Annotated in this window: 23 protein-coding genes; 19 read left to right on the plus strand and 4 right to left on the minus strand. The window is 73.5% G+C overall.

Annotated features, from left to right (window positions below):
* The first annotated feature begins 58 nt into the window (after window positions 1-58).
* The 6 genes from EDF34_RS16705 to EDF34_RS16725 are packed head-to-tail and all read left to right on the plus strand — an operon-like array spanning window position 59 to window position 4,824.
* Window positions 59-706, plus strand: coding sequence for a TetR/AcrR family transcriptional regulator (locus EDF34_RS16705; protein ID WP_123372630.1), 648 nt, complete (start codon window positions 59-61; stop codon window positions 704-706).
* Complete coding sequence (locus tag EDF34_RS17935) at window positions 703-2,031, plus strand: YndJ family transporter (RefSeq protein ID WP_233575447.1); 1,329 nt, start codon at window positions 703-705, stop codon at window positions 2,029-2,031. The genes EDF34_RS16705 and EDF34_RS17935 overlap by 4 nt, the downstream gene beginning before the upstream one ends.
* Window positions 2,028-2,576: a hypothetical protein gene (locus tag EDF34_RS16715; protein WP_123372631.1), complete on the plus strand. Its 549-nt coding sequence runs from the start codon at window positions 2,028-2,030 to the stop codon at window positions 2,574-2,576. The genes EDF34_RS17935 and EDF34_RS16715 overlap by 4 nt, the downstream gene beginning before the upstream one ends.
* Window positions 2,577-2,602: 26 nt before the next feature.
* On the plus strand, window positions 2,603-3,100 hold the full coding sequence (locus tag EDF34_RS16720) for a hypothetical protein (RefSeq protein WP_148076671.1): 498 nt from the start codon (window positions 2,603-2,605) through the stop codon (window positions 3,098-3,100).
* The gene (locus EDF34_RS17450) at window positions 3,087-3,593 is read left to right on the plus strand and encodes a hypothetical protein (RefSeq protein ID WP_148076672.1); all 507 of its coding nucleotides are present in this window, start codon (window positions 3,087-3,089) and stop codon (window positions 3,591-3,593) included. The genes EDF34_RS16720 and EDF34_RS17450 overlap by 14 nt, the downstream gene beginning before the upstream one ends.
* A 10-nt stretch (window positions 3,594-3,603) precedes the next feature.
* Complete coding sequence (locus tag EDF34_RS16725; protein WP_233575448.1) at window positions 3,604-4,824, plus strand: N-acetylglucosamine-6-phosphate deacetylase; 1,221 nt, start codon at window positions 3,604-3,606, stop codon at window positions 4,822-4,824.
* Between the two features lie 9 nt (window positions 4,825-4,833).
* Here the strand turns inward: EDF34_RS16725 and EDF34_RS16730 are convergent, their stop codons facing one another.
* Window positions 4,834-5,838, minus strand: coding sequence for a LacI family DNA-binding transcriptional regulator (locus EDF34_RS16730; RefSeq protein ID WP_123372634.1), 1,005 nt, complete (start codon window positions 5,836-5,838; stop codon window positions 4,834-4,836).
* 253 nt (window positions 5,839-6,091) lie between these two features.
* Here EDF34_RS16730 and EDF34_RS16735 point away from each other — a divergent pair, with 253 nt between their 5' ends.
* From EDF34_RS16735 to EDF34_RS16755, 5 genes are all read left to right on the plus strand, one after another.
* On the plus strand, window positions 6,092-7,402 hold the full coding sequence (locus EDF34_RS16735) for an ABC transporter substrate-binding protein (protein WP_123372635.1): 1,311 nt from the start codon (window positions 6,092-6,094) through the stop codon (window positions 7,400-7,402).
* 61 nt (window positions 7,403-7,463) lie between these two features.
* On the plus strand, window positions 7,464-8,435 hold the full coding sequence (locus tag EDF34_RS16740) for a carbohydrate ABC transporter permease (protein WP_123372636.1): 972 nt from the start codon (window positions 7,464-7,466) through the stop codon (window positions 8,433-8,435).
* The gene (locus tag EDF34_RS16745) at window positions 8,435-9,310 is read left to right on the plus strand and encodes a carbohydrate ABC transporter permease (protein WP_123372637.1); all 876 of its coding nucleotides are present in this window, start codon (window positions 8,435-8,437) and stop codon (window positions 9,308-9,310) included. Before EDF34_RS16740 ends, EDF34_RS16745 begins: the two co-directional genes overlap by 1 nt.
* Before the next feature lie 10 nt (window positions 9,311-9,320).
* A complete protein-coding gene (gene yicI, locus EDF34_RS16750) occupies window positions 9,321-11,579 on the plus strand; it encodes an alpha-xylosidase (protein WP_123372638.1) in 2,259 nt (752 codons plus the stop codon).
* 10 nt (window positions 11,580-11,589) lie between these two features.
* Window positions 11,590-12,177 (plus strand): TetR/AcrR family transcriptional regulator, encoded by a 588-nt coding sequence (locus EDF34_RS16755; RefSeq protein ID WP_123372639.1) that lies wholly within the window; start codon window positions 11,590-11,592, stop codon window positions 12,175-12,177.
* On the opposite strand, the gene EDF34_RS16760 is transcribed toward EDF34_RS16755, so the two are convergent.
* Window positions 12,153-12,782, minus strand: coding sequence for a YbhB/YbcL family Raf kinase inhibitor-like protein (locus EDF34_RS16760; RefSeq protein ID WP_123372640.1), 630 nt, complete (start codon window positions 12,780-12,782; stop codon window positions 12,153-12,155). The genes EDF34_RS16755 and EDF34_RS16760 overlap by 25 nt on opposite strands.
* Window positions 12,783-12,987: 205 nt before the next feature.
* Between EDF34_RS16760 and EDF34_RS16765 the strand changes: the two genes are divergently transcribed.
* Genes EDF34_RS16765 through EDF34_RS16785 form a run of 5 tightly spaced genes read left to right on the plus strand, consistent with a single transcriptional unit; the run spans window position 12,988 to window position 17,239 of the window.
* Window positions 12,988-14,433: a GH1 family beta-glucosidase gene (locus EDF34_RS16765; protein WP_123372641.1), complete on the plus strand. Its 1,446-nt coding sequence runs from the start codon at window positions 12,988-12,990 to the stop codon at window positions 14,431-14,433.
* A gap of 33 nt (window positions 14,434-14,466) precedes the next feature.
* Complete coding sequence (locus EDF34_RS16770; RefSeq protein WP_123372642.1) at window positions 14,467-14,772, plus strand: hypothetical protein; 306 nt, start codon at window positions 14,467-14,469, stop codon at window positions 14,770-14,772.
* A 9-nt stretch (window positions 14,773-14,781) separates the two neighbouring features.
* Window positions 14,782-15,627, plus strand: a complete 846-nt coding sequence (locus EDF34_RS16775; protein ID WP_123372643.1) for an HAD family hydrolase — start codon at window positions 14,782-14,784, stop codon at window positions 15,625-15,627.
* Window positions 15,624-16,451, plus strand: coding sequence for an alpha/beta hydrolase (locus EDF34_RS16780; protein WP_123372644.1), 828 nt, complete (start codon window positions 15,624-15,626; stop codon window positions 16,449-16,451). Before EDF34_RS16775 ends, EDF34_RS16780 begins: the two co-directional genes overlap by 4 nt.
* On the plus strand, window positions 16,448-17,239 hold the full coding sequence (locus tag EDF34_RS16785; protein WP_123372645.1) for an alpha/beta fold hydrolase: 792 nt from the start codon (window positions 16,448-16,450) through the stop codon (window positions 17,237-17,239). The genes EDF34_RS16780 and EDF34_RS16785 overlap by 4 nt, the downstream gene beginning before the upstream one ends.
* Window positions 17,240-17,246: 7 nt before the next feature.
* Here EDF34_RS16785 and EDF34_RS16790 read toward each other — a convergent pair whose 3' ends face one another.
* Window positions 17,247-17,669 (minus strand): hypothetical protein, encoded by a 423-nt coding sequence (locus tag EDF34_RS16790; protein WP_123372646.1) that lies wholly within the window; start codon window positions 17,667-17,669, stop codon window positions 17,247-17,249.
* Window position 17,670: 1 nt separating this feature from the next.
* On the minus strand, window positions 17,671-19,833 hold the full coding sequence (locus tag EDF34_RS16795) for a hypothetical protein (RefSeq protein ID WP_233575449.1): 2,163 nt from the start codon (window positions 19,831-19,833) through the stop codon (window positions 17,671-17,673).
* A gap of 239 nt (window positions 19,834-20,072) precedes the next feature.
* Here EDF34_RS16795 and EDF34_RS16800 point away from each other — a divergent pair, with 239 nt between their 5' ends.
* From EDF34_RS16800 to EDF34_RS16810, 3 genes are read left to right on the plus strand one after another with little or no spacing between them, the layout of a single operon-like run.
* Entirely contained in the window at window positions 20,073-21,761 is a 1,689-nt protein-coding gene (locus EDF34_RS16800) for a hypothetical protein (protein ID WP_148076673.1), read from the plus strand.
* Complete coding sequence (locus EDF34_RS16805) at window positions 21,758-22,756, plus strand: hypothetical protein (protein WP_123372648.1); 999 nt, start codon at window positions 21,758-21,760, stop codon at window positions 22,754-22,756. Before EDF34_RS16800 ends, EDF34_RS16805 begins: the two co-directional genes overlap by 4 nt.
* 27 nt (window positions 22,757-22,783) lie before the next feature.
* Window positions 22,784-23,710, plus strand: coding sequence for a tetratricopeptide repeat protein (locus EDF34_RS16810; protein ID WP_123372649.1), 927 nt, complete (start codon window positions 22,784-22,786; stop codon window positions 23,708-23,710).
* Window positions 23,711-24,194: the final 484 nt, after the last annotated feature.

Genomic DNA, 24,194 nt, shown 5'->3' on the forward strand with positions numbered 1-24,194 from the left:
ACTTGACGGGGTACCGCCTCGTCTGCGAGTTTGAACATGTTCAAACACAGGAGGCGACATGACGTCCGACACCCGCGAGCTCGTGCGATCCACGGCGCTGCGCCTCTTCCGCGAGCGTGGGTACGCCAAGACCACGATGCGAGGCATCGCCCAGGAGGCCGGCCTGGCGACCGGCCTCGCGCACTACTACTTCCCGACCAAGGACCACCTGGTCCAGGAGCTCTACCTCGACGTCAACCTCGAGCACGCGCGCGCCGCGCGCCTCGCCCTCGAGGCAGGCGGCGACCTGACCGAGCGGCTTCGTGCCGTGCTGCACGCGAGCGTCGACGCGTTCGCCGACTACCACGGCTTCGGTGCGGAGTTCGTGACGGTGGCGATCCGGCCCGGCTCGGCGGCGAGCCCCTTCTCCGACGACTCCGAGGGTGCCCGCGAGATGGTCCAGGGCCTGTACGAGGAGCTCGTCGCGGGTGCCGAGCCCGCCGTTCCCGCGCACCTGCGGGCGGACCTTCCCGAGCTGCTGTGGCTCGCCCAGCTCGGGGTCACCCTGTTCTGGGTCTACGACTCCTCGCCCGGGCAGCGGCGTACTCGCACGCTCATCGACGGCGTCGCCCCGCTGGTCGGCCGGCTCGTGCGGCTCTCCCGCCTGCCGGTCCTGCGGGGCGCGTCCGAGGACGTGCTCGCGCTGGTGCGGGCCGTGCGCGCATGACGCGTCTCGACCCGGCGACGGTCGCGACGGTGCACGCCTGCGTGGGGGTCGGCATGCTCGTCGTGGTCCCCGTCGGGATCCGCCTGGTGGGTCGCCCTGTTCCTCGGCCGGCGTCGGCGTGGTGGCTGGGGGCGGCCGCGTGCGGTGCCGCGTCGGTCTGGCTGCCCGTCGGCGGGTGGGCGGCCGTCGTCGCGGTGCCCTGGCTCGTCGCGTGCGCGTTGCTCGCCCTGGCGGGCCTGGGCGTGCTCGTCCGCCGCGACCGCCCGGGCTGGCCCGGTCTGGCGGTCGGGCTCGCGACCCCGCTCGTCGGCGCGCTCGCCCTTGTCGCCGAGCGGGCCGGGTGGGGACTGCTCGGCTACTCCGGCGACTACCTCACGCTGACCGTGCCGCACATGCTCTTCGCCGGCTTCGGCGCCTGTCTGATCGCGGGCCTGGGCGTCGAGGACGGTCGCGCCGCCCGATGGGCGGGCTGGACCGTGCCGGTCGGTGTGCTGCTGGTCCTGGTCGGCTACTTCGTGGGCGACGCGGCCGAGCTGGTCGGCGCGCTCGTCCTGACCGCCGGCCTGTACGGCGTGGCCCTCGCGACACTGGGCGCCCTCCCGCCGGGCCGGGCGCCGCGGCGTCTGCTGGCGGTGGGCGCGGTGACCGTGCTCGCCTCGATGGTGCTGGCGCTCTGGTGGGCGCTCGGTGAGGCGACCGGCCTCCCGCACCCGGGCATCGGGCTCATGGCCGCGACGCACGGGGTCGCGAACGCTCTCGGGTTTGTCCTGGCCACGCTCGTCGGGCTGCGACTGCTGCGACCGCGGGCGACCGGCCTGACGTACGCCGAGGTCGGCGCGACGCGCGACGCCGACCTGCCCGCCGGGTACCGGCACCTGGACGCGCGATTCCCGGTCCGCGACGGCGCGACGACCGAGGACCTGGCAGCGTACGGCGAGGACCTCCTGTCGTGGACCGCGCACCGGCGTGCCGGCGTCCGCATCGACGGAGAGCCGGTGGCCGAGGGCGGGCTGGTCACGAGCGGCATCGGCGTCGGGCCGCTGCGGCTGTCCGAGCCGTGCGAGATCGTCTGGGTCGAGCGGTCGGCCGCGCGCGTGGGGTTCGCCTACGGCACTCTCCCGGGGCACCTGTTCGCCGGGGAGGAGGCGTTCGTGGTCGAGCTCGACGACGGCACGCTCTGGTTCCGCGTCCGCGTCTTCTCCCGGCCGGCGCAGGGGTGGGTCCGGGTCGTCGGCCCGGTGGCGGGCGTGGCACAGCGCGCGTACGCCGGCATGCTCGCGCGGTCGGTGCGTCGGGCGCCTGCTCCCTCGGCGGTGGCCCGATGACCGCGGCAGCGATCCGTCGTGCCTCGGCGATCCCGGCCGCGGAGATCCGCAGCTTGGGCGCGATCGGCATGCTGAACGTGCGGTGCCTCGTCGTGCTCGCCGCGGCGAACGTCACGGTGGGCGCGGCCGCCCTGGCCGGCAGCTGCGTCGTGTCGCTCGCCTCGGGCGGCGGTCTCGACGCGGTGGAATCGACCCTCTCGGCCGGCGGCTTCGCCGTCGAGGTCCTCGTGTTCGCGCTCCTGGTCGCCTGCATCCCGATCGCCGTGGTGGGTGTTCCCGCCGGCGTGCTCACGAGTCGGGCGCTGCGTCGGGTGTCACGCGAGTGGGGGCACGTCCTCGGCTTCGGGCTGGTGGGTGCGGCGCTCGCCGTCGTCCTCATGCAGGCCGGCGGCATGGGCACCGCGCCGGCGTGGGCAGCGCTCGAGGGCTTGGTCGGCGCAGGCGGTGCGCGCTGGTGGTCCGGCATCTCGTACCGCAGGGATGAGCGCGAGCGCGTCGCACGTGCGGCTCCCCAGGTGCACCCCGCCGTGGGGGCGGGTTCGTGATCACGACGGCCGCTACGCCCGCGGCCGTGATCCGGGGGTGGGGCCCGATCGGGATGCTCAACCTGAGGTGCGTGGTCGTCCTGGTCGTCGTGAACCTGATGACGGCGTTGGGCGCCGTCTACGTCGTCGGCATCCGCATCCTCGCCTCGGACGGCGTCGTCGCGGGCGTGGCCATGGTCGTCTACCTGGCCATTCACGTCGTGGAGCTGCCCGTGCCCATCGTGGCCGTCGGTGCGGTGGTCGCCGGCGTCGGCATCCCGGCGGGAGTCGTCGCCGGTCGGGCGCTGCGCGGGGAGGCTCATGAGTGGGTTCATGTCCTCGCGTTCGCCGCGGTCGGTGCTGTCCTCGCCGCGGCGATATGCAGCGCGGTCGCAGCCGCGATCCACATCGACCTCGGGGTGGCGGCGGCGTGGGCCGCGCTCGAGGGAGCCGTCGGTGCGGGCGGTGCCCGCTGGTGGTCCGGGGCCGCCTGTCGGAAGAACGACCTGGCCACCGCGCCGAGGAGGGCAGATGCCGACCGGTAGTCACCCGAACCCGATCCCGCCCGTGCGTGGCCCGGCGGCGATCGCGATGCTCTGCCTGCGCTGCGTCGTCGTCCTTGCGGCGGTGAACGGTGTGGTCGCGCTCGTCCTCGGCACGGTCACGGGCGCGCTCGGCTGGGGCCTGGTCGTGGTGCTCCTCGCAGCTCTCGTCGCCTGCGTGCCGATCGCACTCGTCGGCTACCCCGCAGGGCTGCTGACGGCCTGGCTGCTGCGCCGCAGCGAGCGCGAGTGGGTCCACGTCCTGGTGTTCGCTGTCGTCGGTGCGGTGCTCCCGCCCCTGGTCATGACCGCGTGGCACTCCGGCGTGGACACCGGGGCGGCGGCCGTCGCCGAGGGCGCGATCGGGGCGGGGGGAGCGCGCTGGTGGAGCGGGCGCGCACACGCGCGGGCCGCGACGAGGCCGGCGCGCGCACCCCGACCCGAACCCGAGGATGCGCTCGTCGAAGCGCAGCTCGAAGACCGCACCGATAGGTGAGAATGACGACGTGAGCGCCACGACGTCGTCAGCCCCCCACCTGCTCCGCGGCCGTGTGGTCACGCCGCACGGCGTGATCCCGGACGGCGTCGTCGTCATCGACGGCCCGACGATCACCTGGGTCGGCCCGGCCGACGAGGCGCAGGGCCAGGTGCCCGCCGCGACCGAGGAGACCCTGCTTCCTGGCCTCGTCGACCTGCACAACCACGGCGGCGGCGGCGCGAGCCTGCCGGACGCGCAGACGGCCGACGAGGTCCGCACCGCGGCCCGCGAGCACCTGCGCCACGGCACGACCAGCCTGGTCGCCTCGCTCGTCACGGCCCCGCGCGACGTCCTGCTCGCCCGCACCGCCCTGCTCGCCGACGCCGCTGACGCGGGGGAGGTCGTCGGCATCCACCTCGAGGGCCCGTTCCTGTCCGAGGCGCGGTGCGGCGCCCAGAACCCGGCCGACATGCTGTCGGGCGACGCGGACCTGGTCCGGGAGCTCGCCGCCGCCGCGCGCGGTCACCTGGTCACCATGACGGTCGCGCCCGAGGTCGCCGGCGTCGCCGACCGCGACGCCGACGTGCTGCGCGCGCTCGTCGACGCCGGCGCGATTCCGTCGATCGGCCACACCGACGCGTCGGCCGAGCAGGTCGACGCGGCCGTGGACCGCGGGTTCGACCTGCTCGCGACCCACGACCGCGCGCGGTCGAGCCGGCTGACCGCGACGCACCTGTTCAACGGCATGAGGCCGCTGCACCACCGCGACCCGGGCCCGATCGCGGCCTGCCTGGCCGCGGCGGGCCGGGGTGAGCTCGTCGTCGAGCTCGTGGCGGACGGCACGCACCTGGCGGACGGCACGACGCGCGCGGTCTTCGACCTGCTGAGCCCGGGCTCGATCGTGCTGGTCACGGACGCGATGGCGGCCGCCGGCATGGCGGACGGCGACTACCAGCTGGGCCCGATGGGCGTGCGGGTGCAGGACGGCGTCGCCCGGATCGTGGAGGCGGACGGCAGCGCCGGCGCGATCGCCGGGGGAGTGGCTCACCTGCTCGACGTCCTGCGGCAGGTGGTCCGCGCCGGCATCCCGCTCGAGGACGCCGTGCGCGCCGCGTCCACGACGCCGGCCGAGGTGCTGGGCCGCGCCGATCTGGGCGCGCTGGCGGCCGGTCGGCGCGCGGACGTCCTGGTCACCGACGCGGGCCTGCGGCCCCTGCGCGTGCTGCGTGCGGGCGCGCAGGTGGCCTGAGCGGGCCGGTCAGACCGGCGCGACGCCCGTCGTCGCGCGGGGGGTCAGGACGGGCGAGATGAGCCGGGTCTCCGCGAGCTGGGCACCGTCGAGCCGCGCCATCGCCATGTCGACCGCGACCCCGCCGATCGTGGACGCGGGGATGTCGACCGACGTGAGCTGCTGCGGCTGACCGACGGCGACGTCGGTGGGGCAGACGGCGACGACCGAGATGTCGCCGGGAACCGAGCGGCCACGCTCGCGCAGCGTCGCGAGCACCGCGGGCAGCGCGACCTCGTTGTGCACGACGATGCCCGTCACGCCGGGCAGCCGCGTCAGCACCCGGTCGACCGCGGCGACCGCGCCCGCGTGGGAGGACTCGCACGGCTCGAAGACCGCGGCGACGCCGGCGCGTGCGGCCTCCTCGGTGAATCCGCGCACCATGCGTGCCGCGTAGGTGGTGTGCCGGTCGAGCACCGCCTGGGGTGAGCCCACGAGCGCGATCGAGCGGTGGCCGAGCCGCACCAGGTGGTCGACCGCGCCGCGGGCGGCCGACTCGAAGTCGAGGTCGACGCAGGAGAACCCGGCCGTGTCGCGGGGGAGGCCGATGAGCACGGCGGGCTGGCGCTGGCGGCGCAGGATGGCCAGGCGGGGGTCGTCGGCCTCGACGTCCATCATGATCACCGCGTCGACCATCGAACCCGCGGCGACCCGTTCGACGCCCGCGTGGTCGTCCTGCGTGAGCAGCAGGACGTCGTGCAGGTAGGTCTGCGCACGCGTGACCACGCCCGTGACGAACTGCATGATCACGCCGACGTTGACGTCGACGCGCAGCGGAGCCATGAGCGCGAGCACGTTCGTCCGGGACGAGGCCAGGGCCCGGGCTCCCGCGTGCGGGCGGTAGTCGAGGTCGCGCACGGCCTGCTCGATGCGCTCGCGCGTCGAGGCCGAGATCGGTCGCTTGCCCGACAGGGCGTAGGAGACCGTCGAGACGGACACGCCGGCGGCACGGGCGACGTCGTCGATCGTCGTCACGCGTGGCCCCCGTCTCGTCCTCGATGAAGGTGACCCGGCCGGGCACCTGTGCCGCCGACACAGTAGCGGCCGCGCGGGTGGCGTCTGCAGCGACGCCACCCGCGGCCCGAATGTCGCAAGCAAGCGCTTCGATGATTGCGTGCCAGGGTCCCAGGAAGCAAGCCCTGGACAAGCACGAAAATCACAGGCTATGGTGTCGAAGCGCTTCGACGACCGAGCCATCGGTCACATCCACTCGACGAGGAGAACACGGATGAGCATCAGCACCCGGCGATGGGCGACGGCCGCGACGGTCGCCCTCCTGGCCCCCCTCGCACTGGCTGCGTGCAGCAGCAGTGGCGGTGGCGGCGGGGACGAGGACAGCAAGAGCCTCACCATCTGGCACTACGAGGGCGACGACTCGGCGATGGGCCAGGCCTGGGCCAAGGCCGTCGACATCTTCAAGTCGGAGCACCCCGACGTGACCGTCAAGGTCGAGAAGCAGGTCTTCGAGCAGATCCAGAAGAACGCCAAGATCGTCCTGACCGGCGACGACGTGCCGGACGTCATGGAGTACAACAAGGGCAACGCGACGGCTGGCCAGCTCGCCTCGCAGGGCCTGCTGACGCCGCTGACCGACGTGGCCAAGGAGAAGGGCTGGGACAAGAAGGTCTCCGGCTCGCTCGCCACGACGGCCCAGTACGACGAGAACGGCCTCATGGGCTCGGGCGACTGGTTCGGCGTGCCGAACTACGGCGAGTTCGTGGGGGTGTACCTCAACAACGACCTCTTCAAGGAGAACGGCGTCGCGGTCCCGACCACGTTCGACGACTTCGAGAAGGCGCTCGCCGCGTTCAAGGCCAAGGGCGTCACCCCGCTGGCCACCGCCGGCGCGGAGTACCCGCTCGGTCAGCTCTGGTACGAGCTCGTGCTGCACTACGGCGACCGCGCGCTCGTCGACGACTACCAGCTGTTCAAGAACGACGTCGACTGGCACGGCGACGCGATGACCCAGGCCACGAACAAGCTCGACGAGTGGGTCAAGAAGGGCTACATCGCGAGCGACTCGGCCGGCCTGACCGCCGAGGACATGGGCGTGTCGTTCATCGCCGGCAAGGCGCCGATCATGGTCTCCGGCTCGTGGTGGTTCGGCCGCCTCGCCAGCGAGATCAAGTTCGACTGGAGCCAGACGCTGTTCCCGGACAACAAGCTGCACCCGGGCTCGTCGGGCAACCTCTGGGTGGTCCCCACCAACGCCAAGTCCAAGACCCTGGCCGAGGACTTCATCGACATCACGCTGCGTCCCGAGGTGCAGAACATCCTCGGCGAGAAGGGCGGCCTGCCGGTCGCCGGTGACCCGGCGTCGATCACCGACCCGAAGACCAAGGAGCTCACGCAGAACTTCGCGGACATCGTCTCCTCCGACGGCCTCGCGTTCTACCCCGACTGGCCCGTCGCCGGCTTCTACGACGTGCTCGTCAGCCAGCTGCAGTCGCTGGTGAACCAGTCCAAGACGCCCGACCAGGTCCTCGACGGCCTGAAGGACGCCTACGAGTCCGGCAAGTCTGACCTGCTCGGACAGTGAGCGGTCGCCGGGCCGGGGGGTCACTACCCCGGCCCGGCGGTCCTCCGACCCGGAGAGAGACATGACCACGCAGACACTCGGCAAGGACGCCGCTGCGAAGCAGCAGCCGGCGACGCCCAGACCCAAGCGCAAGGCCCCCCACTGGGTGGCGTACCTGCCGTACCTCATCCCGGGGTTCGCCGCGTTCGTCCTGGTGATCGGCATCCCGCTCGTCACCAACATCATGTACAGCTTCCAGAAGTGGAAGGGCGGCATGGCGCCGCACACCTGGGTCGGTCTCGACAACTACCAGGCGCTGCTGCACGACGACGCCTTCTGGACGTCCTTCCGCAACTCGATCTCGATGATCGTGGCGATGGTGATCGTCCCGACGATCATCGGCCTGCTGCTCGCGTCGGTGCTGTTCGACTACCTCGGCAAGCGGTTCGGCTCACGCACCGCCTCGGTGCTGCGGGCGACCTACTACCTGCCCCAGATCCTTCCCGTCGCCGTCGCCGGCGTGCTGTGGAACTGGATCCTCAACGCCCAGACCGGCGCGGTGAACGAGATCCTGCGCTCCCTGGGCGTCGACAACCCGCCGAACTGGCTCGGGTCGCCGGACACCGCGATGCCCAGCGTGATGCTGGTCCTCGTCTGGGTGCAGATCGGCTACCCGGTGGTCATCTTCATGTCCGCGCTGCAGCGCGTCGACCCCGAGCTCTACGAGGCCGCCGAGCTCGACGGCGCCGGGTGGGGGCGCCGGTTCCGGGCGATCACCCTGCCGCAGATCAAGCCGGAGACGTTCGTCGTGGTGCTGACCTGCACCGTGGCGGCGCTCAAGGTCTTCGGACCCATCTACGTCCTGACCCGCGGCGGCCCCGAGGGCTCGACCCTCGTGCCCAGCTACTACTCGTACCTGAACTTCTTCGACAAGTCGAAGGTCGGCTACGGCGCCGCGATCGCGACCGTGCTCACGCTCGTCATCGTCCTGGTCGCCGTCGTGATCCTCGTGGTGCAGGCGCGCTCCGAGCGCATGGAAGCGGAGGGCCACTGATGGCCGTCGAGACACTCAAGGCGCCGGTGGCGTCACGCCCGGACGCCCGGCACCGCACCGGGAAGGCCCGCTGGGTCATCCTGGCCGCCGCGGTCCTGGTCGGGCTGCTGATCCTGGCCCCGATCCTCATCATGCTGCTCAACGCGTTCAAGTCGCCCAGCGACTACTCGCAGAACGGCCCCCTGAGCTGGCCGCACGGCCTCTACTTCGACGGGCTCAAGGCGTTCTGGGAGCGGGTCAACTTCCCGCAGAAGCTGTGGAACTCGATCTTCATCTCCGGCGTCGTGGCCGTCTTCGGCACGCTGCTGTCGCTGCTGAACGCGTACGCGATCGGGATCGGCAAGATCAAGGGTCGGCTCTGGGTCGTGACGCTCTTCCTGCTCGCGACGATGCTGCCGCAGGAGGCGCTGATCTACCCGCTGTTCACCATGGCGCAGAACGTCGGCCTGGGGAACTCGCCGTGGTCGGTGATCATCATCTTCACCGTCATCCAGTCCGCCTTCGGCACCTACCTGCTGGCGTCCGTGCTGGCCACCTTCCCGAAGGCGCTGCTCGAGGCCGCCGCGCTCGACGGTGCGGGTCGCTGGACCGTGCTGTGGAAGGTCGTCTTCCCGATCGTCCGCCCGACGCTGTCCGTCCTGATGATCTTCTTCTTCATCTGGACCTGGAACGAGTTCTTCATCCCGCTGGTCATGCTCACGACCAACGACACCCAGACGATCCCCATCGCGCTCGCCTCCCTGCAGGGCGACCGGATGATGGACGCCCCCACGACGAACGCGGGCGCGCTCATCTCCCTGGTCCCGGCGCTCATTTTCTTCCTGCTGTTCCAGCGCACGCTGACCCGCGGGGTCACGGCCGGATCGGTGAAGTGAGAGGAACCCCATGAAGTTCACCGACGGTTACTGGCAGCACCTGCCCGGCGTCACGGTCCTGCACCCGCGTGCGGTCGCCGACGTGGAGGTGCACGACGACAGGCTCGTCGTGCACTCCGCGACGGGCGCGCTGGACAAGCGTGGCGACACCCTCAACCGACCCCTGGTCTCCGTGACGTTCACGAGCCCGATGGACGACGTGATCGGCGTCCGCATCGAGCACCACAGCGGCGGCGTCGACGCGGGCCCCCACTTCGAGCTCGCGTCGTCCGGCGCGGACGTCAAGGTGACCGGGCCCGACGACGGCGTGGCGACGTTCAGCTCGGGCGGCCTGACCGCCCGCGTCGGGACGCGTGGGGCGTGGAGCGTGGACTTCGTGGCCGACGGCCGCGTGCTCACCTCGTCGTCCGCGCGCTCGGTCGGCGTGGTCCGCGACGCCGCGGGGGACGCCTACGTCCACGAGCAGCTGGGCCTCGGCGTGCGCGAGCACATCTTCGGGCTCGGCGAGCGGTTCGGTGCGTTCGTCAAGAACGGCCAGTCCGTCGACATCTGGAACGCCGACGGCGGGACGTCGAGCGAGCAGGCCTACAAGAACGTCCCGTTCTTCCTCAGCGACGCGGGGTACGGCGTCTTCGTCGACCACCCCGGCCACGTCTCGTTCGAGGTCGGCTCCGAGGCGGTCTCCCGCACGCAGTTCTCCGTCGCGGGCGAGGCTTTGCAGTACTACGTCGTCCACGGCCCCACCCCGAAGGACGTGCTGCGCCGGTACACCGCGCTGACGGGCCGCCCGGCGCGCGTGCCGGCGTGGTCCTACGGGCTGTGGCTCTCGACGTCCTTCACGACGAGCTACGACGAGGCGACCGTGACCTCGTTCGTCGACGGCATGGCCGAGCGGGACCTGCCGCTGTCGGTGTTCCACTTCGACTGCTTCTGGATGCGCGCGTTCCACTGGTCGGACTTCACCTGGGACCCCGCGACCTTCCCGGACCCGGAGGGGATGCTCGCGCGGCTGCGGGCCAGGGGCCTGAAGATCTGCGTCTGGATCAACCCGTACATCGCGCAGCGCTCGGCGCTGTTCGAGGAGGGGCGCGCGGGCGGCTACCTCGTGACGCGCGCCGACGGGTCGGTCTGGCAGACCGACCAGTGGCAGGCCGGCATGGGCCTGGTCGACTTCACCAACCCGGCGGCCGTCGACTGGTTCAACGGCCACCTGCGCCGGCTGCTCGGGCAGGGCGTCGACGCGTTCAAGACCGACTTCGGCGAGCGGATCCCGACGGACGTCGTCTGGCACGACGGCTCGGACCCGCAGCGGATGCACAACTACTACACGCACCTGTACAACAAGGCGGTCTTCGACCTGCTCGTCGCCGAGCGCGGCGAGGGCGAGGCGGTCCTGTTCGCACGGTCCGCGACCGCGGGCGGCCAGCAGTTCCCCGTGCACTGGGGCGGCGACTGCGAGTCGACGTTCGTCTCGATGGCCGAGTCGCTGCGCGGCGGCCTGTCGCTGGCCGCGTCCGGGTTCGGGTACTGGTCGCACGACATCGGCGGCTTCGAGGGCACGCCCGACCCGGCGGTGTTCAAGCGCTGGCTCGCGTTCGGCCTGCTGTCGTCGCACAGCCGCCTGCACGGGTCGGACTCCTACCGGGTGCCGTGGGCGTTCGACGACGAGGCCGTCGAGATCACGCGGTCGTTCACCGCGCTCAAGCTCTCGCTCATGCCCTACCTGGGACGCCTCGGGGAGGACGCGCACCAGCAGGGCCTGCCCGTGATGCGCCCGATGGTCCTCGAGTTCCCGCAGGACCCCGGGGCCGCGACGGTCGACACCCAGTACATGCTGGGTGAGAACCTGCTCGTCGCGCCGGTGTTCTCCGCGTCCGGCGACGTGGACGTCTACGTCCCCGAGGGCGTCTGGACGTCCCTGCTCGACGGGTCCGAGGTCACGGGGCCGCGCTGGGTGCACGAGCAGCACGGCTTCGAGTCGCTGCCCGTGTACGTGCGGCCGGACTCGGTGCTGCCCGTCGGTGCCCGGTCGGACCGCCCGGACTACGACTGGGCCGACGGCGTGACGCTGCGGCTGGTCCGGCTCACCGACGGCCACCGCTCGGTCGTGCGGGTCGCCGAGGCGACCTTCGTCGTGACGCGGACGGGCGACGAGGTGCGCGTCGAGGCGCGAGGCACGGGCGCCGCGTGGGGCGTCGAGGTCGCGGGCGGCGCCGCTGCGCGCGCAGGCGCGGGCGAGTCGGTGCTCACGCTGAGCCTGGCTGGGTGACGATGGGGGCGTGAGCGGTCAGCCCCAGCGTCAGCGCATCCTCGACAGCGCCCTGTCGATCCTCGCCGAGCAGGGGCCGGCAAGGCTCACGGTGCGGGCCGTGGGAGCGGCGGCGGGGTGCTCGACCACCGGCATCTACACGTACTTCGGCGGCAAGCCGGGCCTGCTCGACGCGATCTACGCGGACGGCGTGACCCTCTTCCGCGCGTACGTCGGTGCGGCCGACGAGATCGCCGACCCGGCCGAGCGTCTGCTCGCCGCATGCCGCAGGTACTGGGCGTGGGCCCTGTCGCACCGCACCCAGTACCAGCTCATGTTCGTCACCGCGCAGGCGAGCTTCGAGCCGTCGCCCGCGTCGGTGGAGCTCGCGTGGGCGGCGTTCGGCGACCTCGTCGCCCGGGTGCGCGACGCCCGCCCGGACCTCGTCGGCGACGAGGTGGAGGACGCCGCGCACCACCTGTGGGCGATGCTGCACGGCTACGTGATGCTCGAGCTCGTCTCGGTCGGCACCGACGAGGCCGAGGCGGCCGCGCGGTTCGAGCGCGGCGTGCAGGCGATGGTGGGTGTGGCGAGTCAGGACCCCGCCGGCGCCTCGTAGCTGAAGGTGCCGGCGAGCTCGGCAGCCTCCAGGACGTGGCCCAGCCCCGCGGCCAGGACCTCGGTCTGCGGTGCCTTCGGCTCGACGTCCAGCGTGGTGTCGAGCGCGTACACCGTGAACCACAGCTCCCAGGACTCGCCCTCGAGTGCGCACGGGCCGATCACCGTATCGCCGCGCAGCGCGTTCTGGGTCGCGATGCCGACGTCGGGGTTCTCCGCCCCGGCGGGCAGCGACGTGACGTCCGCGGGCACGTCGACGAGCGTCCAGCGATTGAGCGGGCCGCCGCCCTCCGCCGTGAAGGTGACCACGACGCTCTTCGTGCCCGCAGGCAAGCCGTCCCAGTGCAGCTCCGGGCGGATGTTGTCGCCCGTGCAGCCGTAGGCGTCGAGCTCGATGCTCCGCGGGAGCTCGCCGCCCGCCTCGAAGTCGGAGCTCGCGAGGGTCAGGTCGCCACCCGGGGCGGAAGGGGTCCAGCCGGGCCACAGGCGCAGGGCGGCCGTGGGTGTGGGCGTCGACGTCGGCCCCGCCTCGGCGGCGTCCGCGGAGCACCCGGCGAGCGCGAGGGCGGCGACGGCGGCGGGCAGGGCGAGGAGCAGGCGGTTCATCGGGTCTCCAGGGATCGGACGAGCGGATGCTACGACGACGACGTAACAGTGTTACGGATCGTAGCGGGGTCCGGGTGCCGGCTGACCAGAGAGCCGTGTATCGTATCGATTCGATCTTCCGGTCGGCGCTCACCAGGCGAGCGCCACCAGGCACGATGAGACACGCCCAGCCCGGCCACGGGCCGCCCGACACGAAGGACCAGCCATGACCACGACGCTGCCGTCCGGCCGCCAGTTCGGCCCCGAGTTCCTGTGGGGCTCGGCCACCGCCTCCTACCAGATCGAGGGTGCGGCCCACGAGGACGGGCGCCTGCCGTCGATCTGGGACACGTTCTCGCGCACGCCCGGGAAGGTGCTCGACGGCGACACGGGCGACGTCGCGGTCGACCACTACCACCGCGTCGAGGAGGACGTGGCGATCATGAAGAAGATCGGCCTGCAGGCCTACCGCTTCTCGATCGCGTGGCCGCGCGTCCAGCCGACCGGTTCGGGCGAGTTCAACACGCTGGGCCTCGACTTCTACGTCGACCTCGTCGACCGGCTCGTCGAGGCCGACATCAAGCCGGTCGCGACGCTGTACCACTGGGACCTGCCGCAGCCCCTCGAGGACGAGGGCGGCTGGGCCAACCGCGAGACGGCGTACCGGTTCGAGGAGTACGCGCGCAAGGTCGCGGAGACGCTCGGCGACAAGGTCCACCTCTGGACCACGCTGAACGAGCCGTGGTGCTCGGCGTTCCTCGGCTACGCCTCCGGCGTGCACGCCCCGGGGGTCACCGACGACGAGGCCGCCCTCAAGGCCGTCCACCACCTCAACCTGGCCCACGGCCTGGCCGGGCGTGCGATCAAGGACGTGCTCGGGGCGGACACCCCCATCTCGATCACCCTGAACACGCACGTGACGCGCGCCGCCACGGACTCGGCCGCGGACGTCGAGGCCAAGCGCCAGATCGACACCATCGCGAACGAGGTCTTCCTGCGGCCCGTCATCGAGGGCGTCTACCCGCCCGAGGTCTTCGCGGACACCGCGCACATCACCGACTGGTCCTTCGTGCAGGACGGCGACCTGGAGATCATCCGGGTGCCGCTCGAGGTCCTCGGCATCAACTACTACTCCACGGGCCGGGTCCAGCGCGGCGTCGCGATCACCGGTGACGGCGAGCCCGGAGCCGACGGTCACAAGACGTCGCAGCACACGCCGTTCGTCGGCGCGACGGACGTCGAGTTCCTGCCCCAGCCCGGCCCGCACACGGCCATGGGATGGAACATCGAGCCGCTCGGCCTCACCGAGCTGCTGCTCGACCTGTCGGCGCGCTACCCCGAGCTGCCGATGGCGATCACGGAGAACGGCTCGGCGTTCTACGACACCGTGACCGAGGACGGCCGCGTGCACGACGTCGAGCGCACCGCCTACCTGCACGACCACGTCGAGGCCGTCGGCCAGGCGATGGACGCGGGCGCCGACGTGCGCGGCTACTTCGTGTGGTCCCTGCTCGACAACTTCGAGTGGGCCTACGGCTACGACCGCCGGTTCGGCATCGTGCACGTCGACTACGACACGCTCGTCCGCACGCCCAAGGACTCGGCACGCTGGTACACCGAGCTCATCCGCACGCGCACGATCGCGCCCGCGGAGACCGCGCACACCGCGTAGCAGCACGGGGAGCGCACGGGGGAGGATGGAGCGGTGCCCAGCGGTCGACGGTCCTCGAAGCGCCCCTACACGGGCGAGGTGCGGCCGCTGGACGTCGACCGCGCGACCGGCGGTCGCCGCTCCGAGACCGCGAGCGACGGCGAGTGGGTCGTGCAGCACGTGCGCGGCTCCGACCGCGCGTACCGGTGCCCGGGGTGCGACCAGCTGGTCACCCCGGGCACCGCGCACGTCGTGGCGTGGCGGTCGGACGGGCTGTTCGGCGAGGCCGTCGACGACCGCCGGCACTGGCACACCTCCTGCTGGCAGGCGCGGTCCAGGCGCGGGCCGACGAGGCGTTAGCGTGGCGCGGTGAGCGACGACGCCCGGAGGCACTGGCCGACGACCCCGCCGAGGCTGGTCGCCACGGACCTGGACAACACCCTGCTGGGCCCGGACGAGGAGGTCTCCCCGCGCACGCAGCGCGCGCTCGCCGCGGCCGCCGAGGCGGGGATCGCGGTCGTCTTCGTCTCCGCGCGTCCCGTCCGCCGACTGCGCGAGCTCTCGGCGCACGTCGCGGGCCACGGGGTCGCGATCTGCTCCAACGGGGCGGCCGTGCTCGACGTCGGCTCTGACCGCGTCCTGACCCAGGCCGGGATGTCGGCCGCCGAGGCGACCCGGGTCGTGACGCTCCTGCGGGACGCCTGGGGTGCGCGCAACGTGCACTTCGCGACCGAGCACGCGGCCGGCTTCGACAAGGAGGCAGCGTTCACCGAGTCGTACGTCATCCCGCCAGGCAGCCGCGTGGCGGACCGGATCGAGGACGTGCTCACGGATGCCACCCTCAAGCTCCTCGTGCGCACGTCGCTGCCGTGGGACCAGTCGTTCGCCCGCCAGGTCGCGGACGTGATCGGCGACGCCGGGCTCGTCGCCGACTCCGGCGCGCCGGGCCTCGGCGAGATCTCGGGCACCGGCGTGACCAAGGCCGCGACCCTGGGGCGCTGGGCCGCGGACCAGGGGATCGGTGCCGAGGAGGTCTGGGCCTTCGGCGACGCACCGAACGACCTGCCGATGCTGCGCTGGGCCGGGACGTCGTTCGCCGTGGCAAACGCGTTCCCCGAGGTGCTCGAGGCCGCGACCCACCGGTGCCCGTCCAACGCGGACGACGGCGTCGCGGCCGTCCTCGAGCACGCGGTCGGCCTAGGCTCGAGGCGATGAGCACCGCACCCGAACCCACCGCCATCCGGTCCCTGACCGTCCTGCCGGCCCACCGCGAGGACGTCGAGCTGCACACCGCGGACGGGCTCACGCTCGTCGGCGAGCTCGCGCTCCCGGTCGGGCACGACGGGGAGCCGATCACCCCCGCCGCGACCCTCGTGACCCTGCACCCGCTGCCCACGCACGGCGGGTACATGGACTCGCACGTCTACCGCAAGGCCGCCTGGCGGCTCCCGGCGCTCGCGGGGCTCGCGGTGCTGCGCTTCAACACGCGCGGCACGTCGAGCCCCCGCGGCACGAGCGGCGGCGCGTTCGACGAGGGCGACGGCGAGCGGTTCGACGTCGCGGCCGCGATCGAGCTCGCCGAGTTCCGCGACCTGCCGCGCCGCTGGCTCGTCGGCTGGTCCTTCGGCACCGAGCTCGCGCTCCGGCACGGTCGTGACCCGTCCATCGAGGGCGCGATCCTGCTCTCGCCACCCCTGCACCGTGCCACCGACGCCGACCTGGACGCCTGGGCGACGTTCGGCAAGCCGCTCGTCGTGCTGGTCCCCGAGCTCGACGACTACCTGCGGCCCGACGAGGCCCGCCGCCGGTTCGCGCGCGTGCCGCAGGCCGAGGTGATCGGCGTCGACGGCGCGAAGCACCTGTGGGTGGGGGAGCCCGCGGTGCGGCGTGTGCTCGACGAGATCGTCGCGCACGTCCTGCCCGGGCACGCACCCCTGCCGACCACGTGGGACGGCCCGAGCCAGACCGCACCGAACGCGGTGCCGCCCGTCCTGGCCGGCCCGGCCGACGAGCGCGGCGACGACCAGGAGGACGCATGACGCTGCACACGTTCCGCGAGGGCTCGCCCGGCGACGGCCTGCCCGTGGTCCTGGTCCACGGGTTCCCGCTCGACCACCGGATGTGGCTCGCGGTCGCCGCCGCCCTCCCCGGGACGCGTGCGGTCCACGCGGTCGACCTGCCCGGCACGCCCGGGCACCTCGCGGCCCTGCCCGAGCCGTCCGTCGAGGCGTCCGCCGCGTCCGTCGCGGCGGCCCTGGCGCAGGCGGGCATCGGGCGCGCCGTCGTCGCCGGCATGTCGATGGGCGGCTACGTGGCGCTCGCGCTCGCCGAGGCGCACCCCGGGCTCGTCGCCGCCCTGGCGCTCGTCGACACGAAGTCGACGGCCGATCCCGACGACGCACGGGCCAACCGCCTGCGGATCGCCGACGAGGCGGAGGCGGCCGGCTCTGTCGCGCCCGTGCGGCCCATGGCCACGACGCTCGTGGGGGAGAGCACCCGCGCCGGGCGGCCCGCCGTGAGCGAGCAGATCGCCGCCTGGATCGAGGACCAGTCGCCGGCCGGCGTGGCCTGGTCGCAGCGCGCGATGGCGGCGCGCCCCGACCGGACCGCCGTCCTGCGCGCGTTCGCCGGACCGGTCGCGGTCGTCGTCGGCGACGAGGACGACCTCACGCCGATCGACGCCGCGGAGCACATGGTCGCCGCGGCCGCCGACGCGCAGCTCGTCGTGGTCCCGCGCGCGGGCCACATGGCGGCCGCCGAGCAGCCCGAGGCTGTGGCGGCTGCGCTGGGCGACCTCGCGCAGCGGGCGGACGCCGCCGTGCGCTGAGGGTGCGTCAGCCCCGCAGTGCCCGCTCCAGCGCGTCGCGCAGGTCGAGCGACTCGCCGTCGCGCCCGCCCGCTCCCAGGACCAGGGGCGGGTCGGAGGGCTCGGGAGTGACGCCACGGAACCGCGCCGCGAGGCTCGGGACCGCGCGCAGGACGTAGAACGCTCCGTCGGTGTCCACGGCGATCGTCTCGTCGACGCGGAGGTACCACCCGACCAGCGGGGTCCGGTACCGCGCGCCGCCGCTCGACGCGTGGGCTCGCAGCGGCACGGGTGCGGGCCCGTCCTTCGTCGCCCGCTCGACGAACTCCGTGATCATCACGCGAGCGCGCGCCGACTCCGCCTGCTGCTTGCGCTCGAGCGCGTCGGCGTGAGCAGCGGCCGCCTCGCGGCGCTGCTCACGCCACGCGGCGGCGTCGGGCGTGCTCGGCACGTCAGCGCTGCTGGGCGGGCTCGCCGGCGTCGGCCTGCTGGTCCTCGACCTGGGCGTCGGCCTTCTCCTCGACCTGCTCGTCGACCTTCGTGTCCTGCTCGACGGTGTCCCGCGGGGCGTCGTCGCGCGGCTGCTCGTCCTGCGGCTGCTCGTCGCGGGACTTCTCGTCGCGGGACGTCTCGTCGGACGACGCAGGAGCCGGCGCGTCGGAGGGCTGCGAGGCGGGCCCCGCCACGGAGACGGGAGCCGGACGGGCCTTCGTCGTGCGGCCCTTCGCCGCGGGCTTGGCGGCCGGCCGGGCGGCGGGTGCCGACTCGGAGCCCTGCTCCTTGTTGAACGCCGCCTCCGCGCGCCGTGCCCGCTCGAGCGCCGCCCGGTCGGGGTCGTGGCCGAGCAGGTTGCGGAGCTCGTCGAGGTAGGTCGTGATCGACTCGCGCTGGCGGTTGAGGTCCTCGACCTGGCGGGTCGCGGTGGTCCGCTCGCGCTCGGACTCGGTCATCGCGTCGGAGATCTGCTTCTCCGCGTGCTCGCGCGCCTCGGCGACCACCCGGTCGGCGTTGCGGCGGGCGTTGGACAGCAGCTCCTTGGCCTGCGCCTCGGCGTCGGTACGGACCTTCTCGGCCTGCGCGAGAGCCTTCGTGACGCGGTCCTCGGCCTCGGCGGCGTGCGCCTCGGCGTCGCGCACCAGGCGCTCGGTCTCGGCCCGGGCCGCCTCGTGCCGCTCGGCGTCCTCCCGCTCCGACTGCTCGCGCCTGGACGCGATCGACAGGTCCGCGTCGGCGAGTCGCTGCTCGGCCTGGGCGACCAGCTCGTCGCCGCGCGCCTTGGCCGACGCGAGGTTCTCGCTCGCCGCGCGGCGCGCCTCGGTGAGCACGCGCTCGGCGTCCAGGCGGGTGCGCTCGGCGAGCTCACGGGTCTCGCGGTCGGTCGTCGCCCGCAGCTCGGTCGCGTCGCGGACGGTGACCTCGCGCAGCTCGGTGGTCTCGCGCTCGGTGGTGTCGCGCAGGTGGTCGGCCTCGTGGGCGGCCCGCTCGCGCAGCGCCCCCGTCTCGCGGTCGGCGGTCGCACGCACCTCGGCGGCGTACTGCTCCGCTTCCGAGCGCAGCGCCGTGACGGTCTGCTCGGTCTCGGCACGCGCCGCGGCGAGCTCGTCGCCGGTCGTCGCCCGCAGCTCACCGGTCTCGCGCTCGGCGCTGGCCCGCACGAACGCCGCGTACTGCTCGGCCTCGGTGCGCAGCGCCGCGACCTCGGCGGCGACGCGCTGCTGCAGCGCCGCGGCCTCGCGCTCGGCGGCCGCACGGGTGCTGTCGGCGAACTCCTGCGCGGCGGCGCGCAACGAGGTGGTCTCGTCCGCCGCCTGCTGGCGCGCGGTCGCGATCTCGGCAGCGGCCTGGGAGCGCTGGTCGGCGACCTGACGCTCGGCGTCCCCGCGCAGCGTGGCCACCTCGGCCTCGACCTGCTGGCGCAGCGCGGTCGTGTCCGCGTCCGCGCTCTGGCGCAGGTCCTGGTCGTAGCGGTCGGCAGCCTCGCGCTGCGCCGTCGTCTCGGACTCCGCGCGGCTGCGCAGCTCCGCCGCGGTGCGCTCGGTCGCGACCCGCAGCTGCGTGGCCTCGTGCTCGACGCTGGCGCGCAACGTGCCCAGCTCGCGCTCGAGCGAGCTGCGGCGCTCGCTCTCCTCGGTCGTGATCGCGGACTGGATCCGCGCGGCCTCGCGCTCGGCGGAGCTGACGAGCTCCTCGGCGCGGCGCTGGGCGGCGGTGGTGTTGCTCTCCGACTCCGTCGCGGCCGTCGTGCGCACCTCCTCCGCCTCGCGGCGGGCGGTGGCGATCAGCTCGGCGACCTCGTTCTCCGCGCGGGCGCGCAGCTGGCCGGCCGAGAGCTTCGCACGGGCCAGGGAGTCCGCGGCCTGCGCGTTGGCCTGGGAGACGACGTCGGACGACTGCTCCTCGGCGGAGCGCAGGAGCTGCTCGATCCGCGACCCGAGCCCGGAGTAGGTGGGCCGCTCGGCCTCGCGCAGCTGGCGGTGCGCCTCGGAGAGCTCCCCGGCGGCCTGCATGGCCTTGGAGTCGAGGGACTCGACCTGGCCACGCGCCTCCGCGAGCGCGCTCTCGAGCGCGGCGAGCCGTGCGTCGACGGCCTCGCGCTCGTAACCACGGAAGTTCACGACGGGAAAGGTGGGTCGGGCGTCAACCACGAGCGATCCTCCAGTGCGGGTGGCTCCACGCGGACGACCTCGGTCGAGGTGCACGACGAACGGTCGGAGCCCGCGGGCCAGGATACGCGGAACTCACCCCCTCCAGAGCCCCCCGAAGGCCCTCGTCCCAGGTCCGGGATGTCGGCCTCGTTCGGGATCGCGCCCCTCCTCTGCCTATCCTGGTGGTTCTTGTCCCGAGAGGATCCTGCGTGCCCAAGCGAGTGATCACGGCCGCCGTCGGCGTCGCCGGACTGGTCGTCATCGGCCTCGGGGTCGCCTCGGCGACCGTGTGGCGTGCCGATGACGTCCTCGTGGCGACCACCACGACGACCGACCACCTGATCGTCACGGACCCCGGGGTCCTCGAGCTCGGGGGCGACCCCGTGACGATCCGTGCGACGACGAGCGGCGGCGACCCCGTGGTCCTCGCGATCGGTCGGGACACGGACGTGGCCGGCTGGGTGGGCACCGACGCGCACGCGCAGGTGAGCGGGCTGTCCGGGTGGCACGAGCTCGACACTGCCTCGGTCGCTGCCGATCCGTCCGCATCGCCGTCCGCCTCGCCGTCCACGGAGCCCAGCGCGTCCTCGTCGGCCGAGCCTTCCGCGTCGGCCTCGGCCTCCCCGTCGTCGGGCTCCGACGACGAGTCCTCCGTCGCCGATCCCACGGACTCCGACCTCTGGGTCGCGCAGGCCACGGGCGACGGCAGCGCGCGCCTGGTGTGGCCCGCGCAGCCTGGCCGCTGGAGCCTGCTCGTCGCGGGGACCGGCGACTCGGCCCCCACGCTCTCGTTGTCGTGGCCGCGCGTCGTCACGACGCCGTGGCTGTGGCCGCTCGTCATCCTGGGCTCCCTGCTCGCGCTGGCCGCGGCCGCCCTGCTCGCACGGGACTGGAACCGCAGGCGCACCGGCACCGAGGAGCCCGAGTGGCACCCGGTGACGACCGGGGCGATGTCGACCGTCGGTGAACCGGGCACGCTCACGCGTCGCCAGATCCGCGAGGCCGAGCTCGCCCGAGCGGCCCGGCCGCGCACCGGCGCCGTCCCGCGGGTCGGCACCCCGGGACGCGGCACGCCGCAGGCCGGACCGACCCACGACGGGTCTCCGGTCGGCTCCGAGAACGACACCGTCGTCCTGCGCGCGGTCCCGGGCGACCCGGCCGCGCCCGTCCCGCCCGCGGCGTCCGAGCCCCCGGCGTCCGCGCCGGTCGCGCCCGGCGTCCCCACCCGCGCCGTGCCCACCCGGCGTGCGCTGCGCACGGGCGCGATCCCCGTGGTCAGCGCGGGCCAGCAGCCGGTCCGCCCGGAGCCGGGGGCGCCTGCGACGCCCACGTCCCCCGCGTCTCCCGCGTCTCCCGCGTCTCCCGGTGCCCCCGGTACGACGGAGGACGACGCGGCGGACCCCAAGCCCGCCTGGCTGCGTGGCCGACGTGGTGCCGCGGCAGCCGAGCAGCCAGCCGCGCCCACCTCGTCGTCCGGCACGGCCGAACCGACGACTCCGGCTCCCGCCGCCCCCGGCGAGGGCGCGACCGCGACCGACGCCACCGAGGCGATCGGCACGGTCCGACCGCGTCCGGCGACGGGCGCGTCCGTGCCCCCGCCGCCGCCCGGCGCCTGGGTCCCGGTGCCCCCGCCCTCGTCGGCCGCCGGCCCCGCGTCCGGCCCTCGGTCGGTCTCGCGCCCCGCGTGGCTCCCGATCTCCGCACCCGGGGGCGACCAGCCGCCCGCGGCTCCGAGGCCTGCCGCCCCGGGCGCACCCGAGGCGGCGTCTCCCGAGGCGGACGCTCCGGAGACCCTGGACCCCGCCGAGCAGGCGGGCTCGCGCGCCGATGCCTGGCGCCGTGCCTGGGGACTGCCGTCCACCGACGAACCCACCACCGAGCAGGGGGAGGACCGATGACGCGCCGGCTGCCCCGCGCCACCGCGCTCACGGCGGGCCTGGTCGCCCTCCTCGCGGCGTGCTCGTCGTCGCTCCCGGAGCCGACACCGCCGCCCGCACCCGCGGTCGCGCCCGCGGCCGTCACACCGGGCCAGTCCACGCGCGTGCTGACGGATCTCGGCACGGTGCTCGAGGCCGCGGACAAGAAGCTCGACGACAAGCTGCTCGAGCCCCGCCTCGAGCAGCCCGCGCTCGACATGCGCGAGGCCGAGTACGTCCGGGCCGAGGCCACCGACGGCAAGCGCGAGCCGACGGCGCTGCCGACCACGGCGCAGGCGACGATCGTGCCGCGCACCGAGTCGTGGCCGCGCACGCAGCTGGTCGTGACCGACCAGCCGGCCGACCTGCAGGCCCAGCGGATCCTCGTGCTCCGCCAGGACGACCCACGGTCGCAGTTCAAGCTCTGGGGCTGGTCCCGCCTGCTCCCGAGCACGCAGATGCCGCCCACGGCCAAGGCCGAGATCGGCAGCCCCGTGGTCGCTCCCGACTCCGAGGCGCTCGTCGTCAGCCCGGAGGACGCGATCGCGCAGTACGCCGACGTCCTGACCAAGGACACCAAGTCGAAGTACGACGACGACTTCGCCTCCAACGCGTCCCGCGACGAGATCAACGCCCTGCGCGAGCGCAACGAGAAGGCGGTCAAGGGGTCCGGCACGTACGACGAGACGTACACCGCCGACGACGAGCCGGTGGTCAGCCTCGGCACGATCGACGGCGGCGCGATCGTCGTCGGCCGACTGACCGCGCTGGCCACGACCACGCTCACCCTCAAGGGCGCGACGCTGCCGATCTCCGACCCGTTCTACCGGGCGCTGACCGGGAAGAAGACCGCGAAGAAGAGCGTCGTGCGCACGTCGACCGACGTCCTGGTGCTGTACGTCCCCCCGAAGGGCTCGGACGCGCCCATGTCCGTGCTCGCCTTCGAGTCGGTCATCACCGACGCGAAGGCCTCCTGACCACTCGCCCCGAAAGGACCCGTCCCGATGTCGATCCCTCCCGGTCCGCAGCCGCGCCTCGACGTCCGCGGTGCCGTCGACCTGTCGTCCCTCGCGCGCCCGGCCACGCCGGCCCCGGGCACGCCCGGCGGCCTGCCCGCCGCGTCGTCGTACGTCATCGACGTCGACGAGGCCTCGTTCCCCGCCCTGGTGCAGAGCTCGACCGAGTACCCGGTCGTCGTGGTCCTGTGGGCGTCGTGGAGCGAGGTCAGCCAGCAGGCGGTGGCCGACCTGGCTGCCCTCGCCGAGCAGGACGGCGGCCGCTGGCAGCTGGCACGCATCGACTCCGAGGCGAACCCGCAGGTGGCCGCGGCGTTCCAGGCGCAGTCCGTCCCCTCGGTCGTGGCCGTCCTCGCCGGGCAGCCGCTGCCGCTCTACCAGGGCGCTCCGCCCGCGGACCAGGTGCGGGGCGTCATCGACCAGGTGCTCGCTGCCGCCGAGACCAACGGGCTGACCGGCCGCGTGACGGCGGGCGGCCCCGAGCAGCCGGCCCCCGAGCCGGAGCCCGAGCTTCCCCCGCTGCACCAGGCGGCGTACGACGCGATCGAGCGCGACGACCTCGACGCCGCGGTCGAGGCCTACGAGCAGGCGCTGCGCGAGAACCCCCGCGACCAGCTCGCCCGGGCCGGCCTCGCGCAGGTCCAGCTGCTGGTGCGCACCCGCGACGCCGACCTCCAGGCCGTGCGGACCGCGGCGGCGGACCGGCCGCGTGACGTGGAGGCCCAGCTGGCGGTCGCCGACCTCGACGTCCTCGGGGGGAAGGTGGAGGACGCGTTCGCGCGACTCGTCGACCTGCTCGCGGTCACGAAGTCCGAGCCCGTCCGGCTGCGCCTCGTGGACCTCTTCGAGGTGGTCGGCACCGACGACCCGCGCGTGGTCCAGGCACGGCGTGCCATGGCGAGCGCGCTCTACTGACGCCAGGGCCAGTGTTTGTGCAGGTCAGCGGCCTGCGAGCGACTGTGGCGCCCGTCACCACGTCCGGGATTTGCCACCGGCGCCGGGGCCTGCGTAATGTTCTCCACGTCGCCCGGCAGGGAGGAACGGACACCGAGGATCGAACCCCGGTGGCTGGTCCCGCAAGCGGCCGCCCCCCAGACTTGAGCTGGAGCGCTCTGCGCCCAGAACGAGGTCGGGGACCTGGAACTTCGTTCCCACCGCACGAACGGCCCGAACAGGCGGTTTGACGCGGGGGAGCAGCTCCGCTAAGTTAGAACGGTTGCCTCCGGGCAGGTCGAAGGGCCGAAACGGATGCGCGTCTGTTCCTTGAGAACTCAACAGTGTGCCAAGTAGTCGATGCCATATGACCCGCCATCGTGCGGGTCTTGGTTGAGACTGGAGCTCGGTCCTCACCCCGTGAGGTTCTGGGTTCCGATTCAGCCGAATCTGATTGGTTCCGCCC

Origin of the sequence: Cellulomonas sp. PhB150 (assembly GCF_003755175.1) — a bacterium.
Taxonomy (GTDB): Bacteria; Actinomycetota; Actinomycetes; order Actinomycetales; family Cellulomonadaceae; genus Cellulomonas.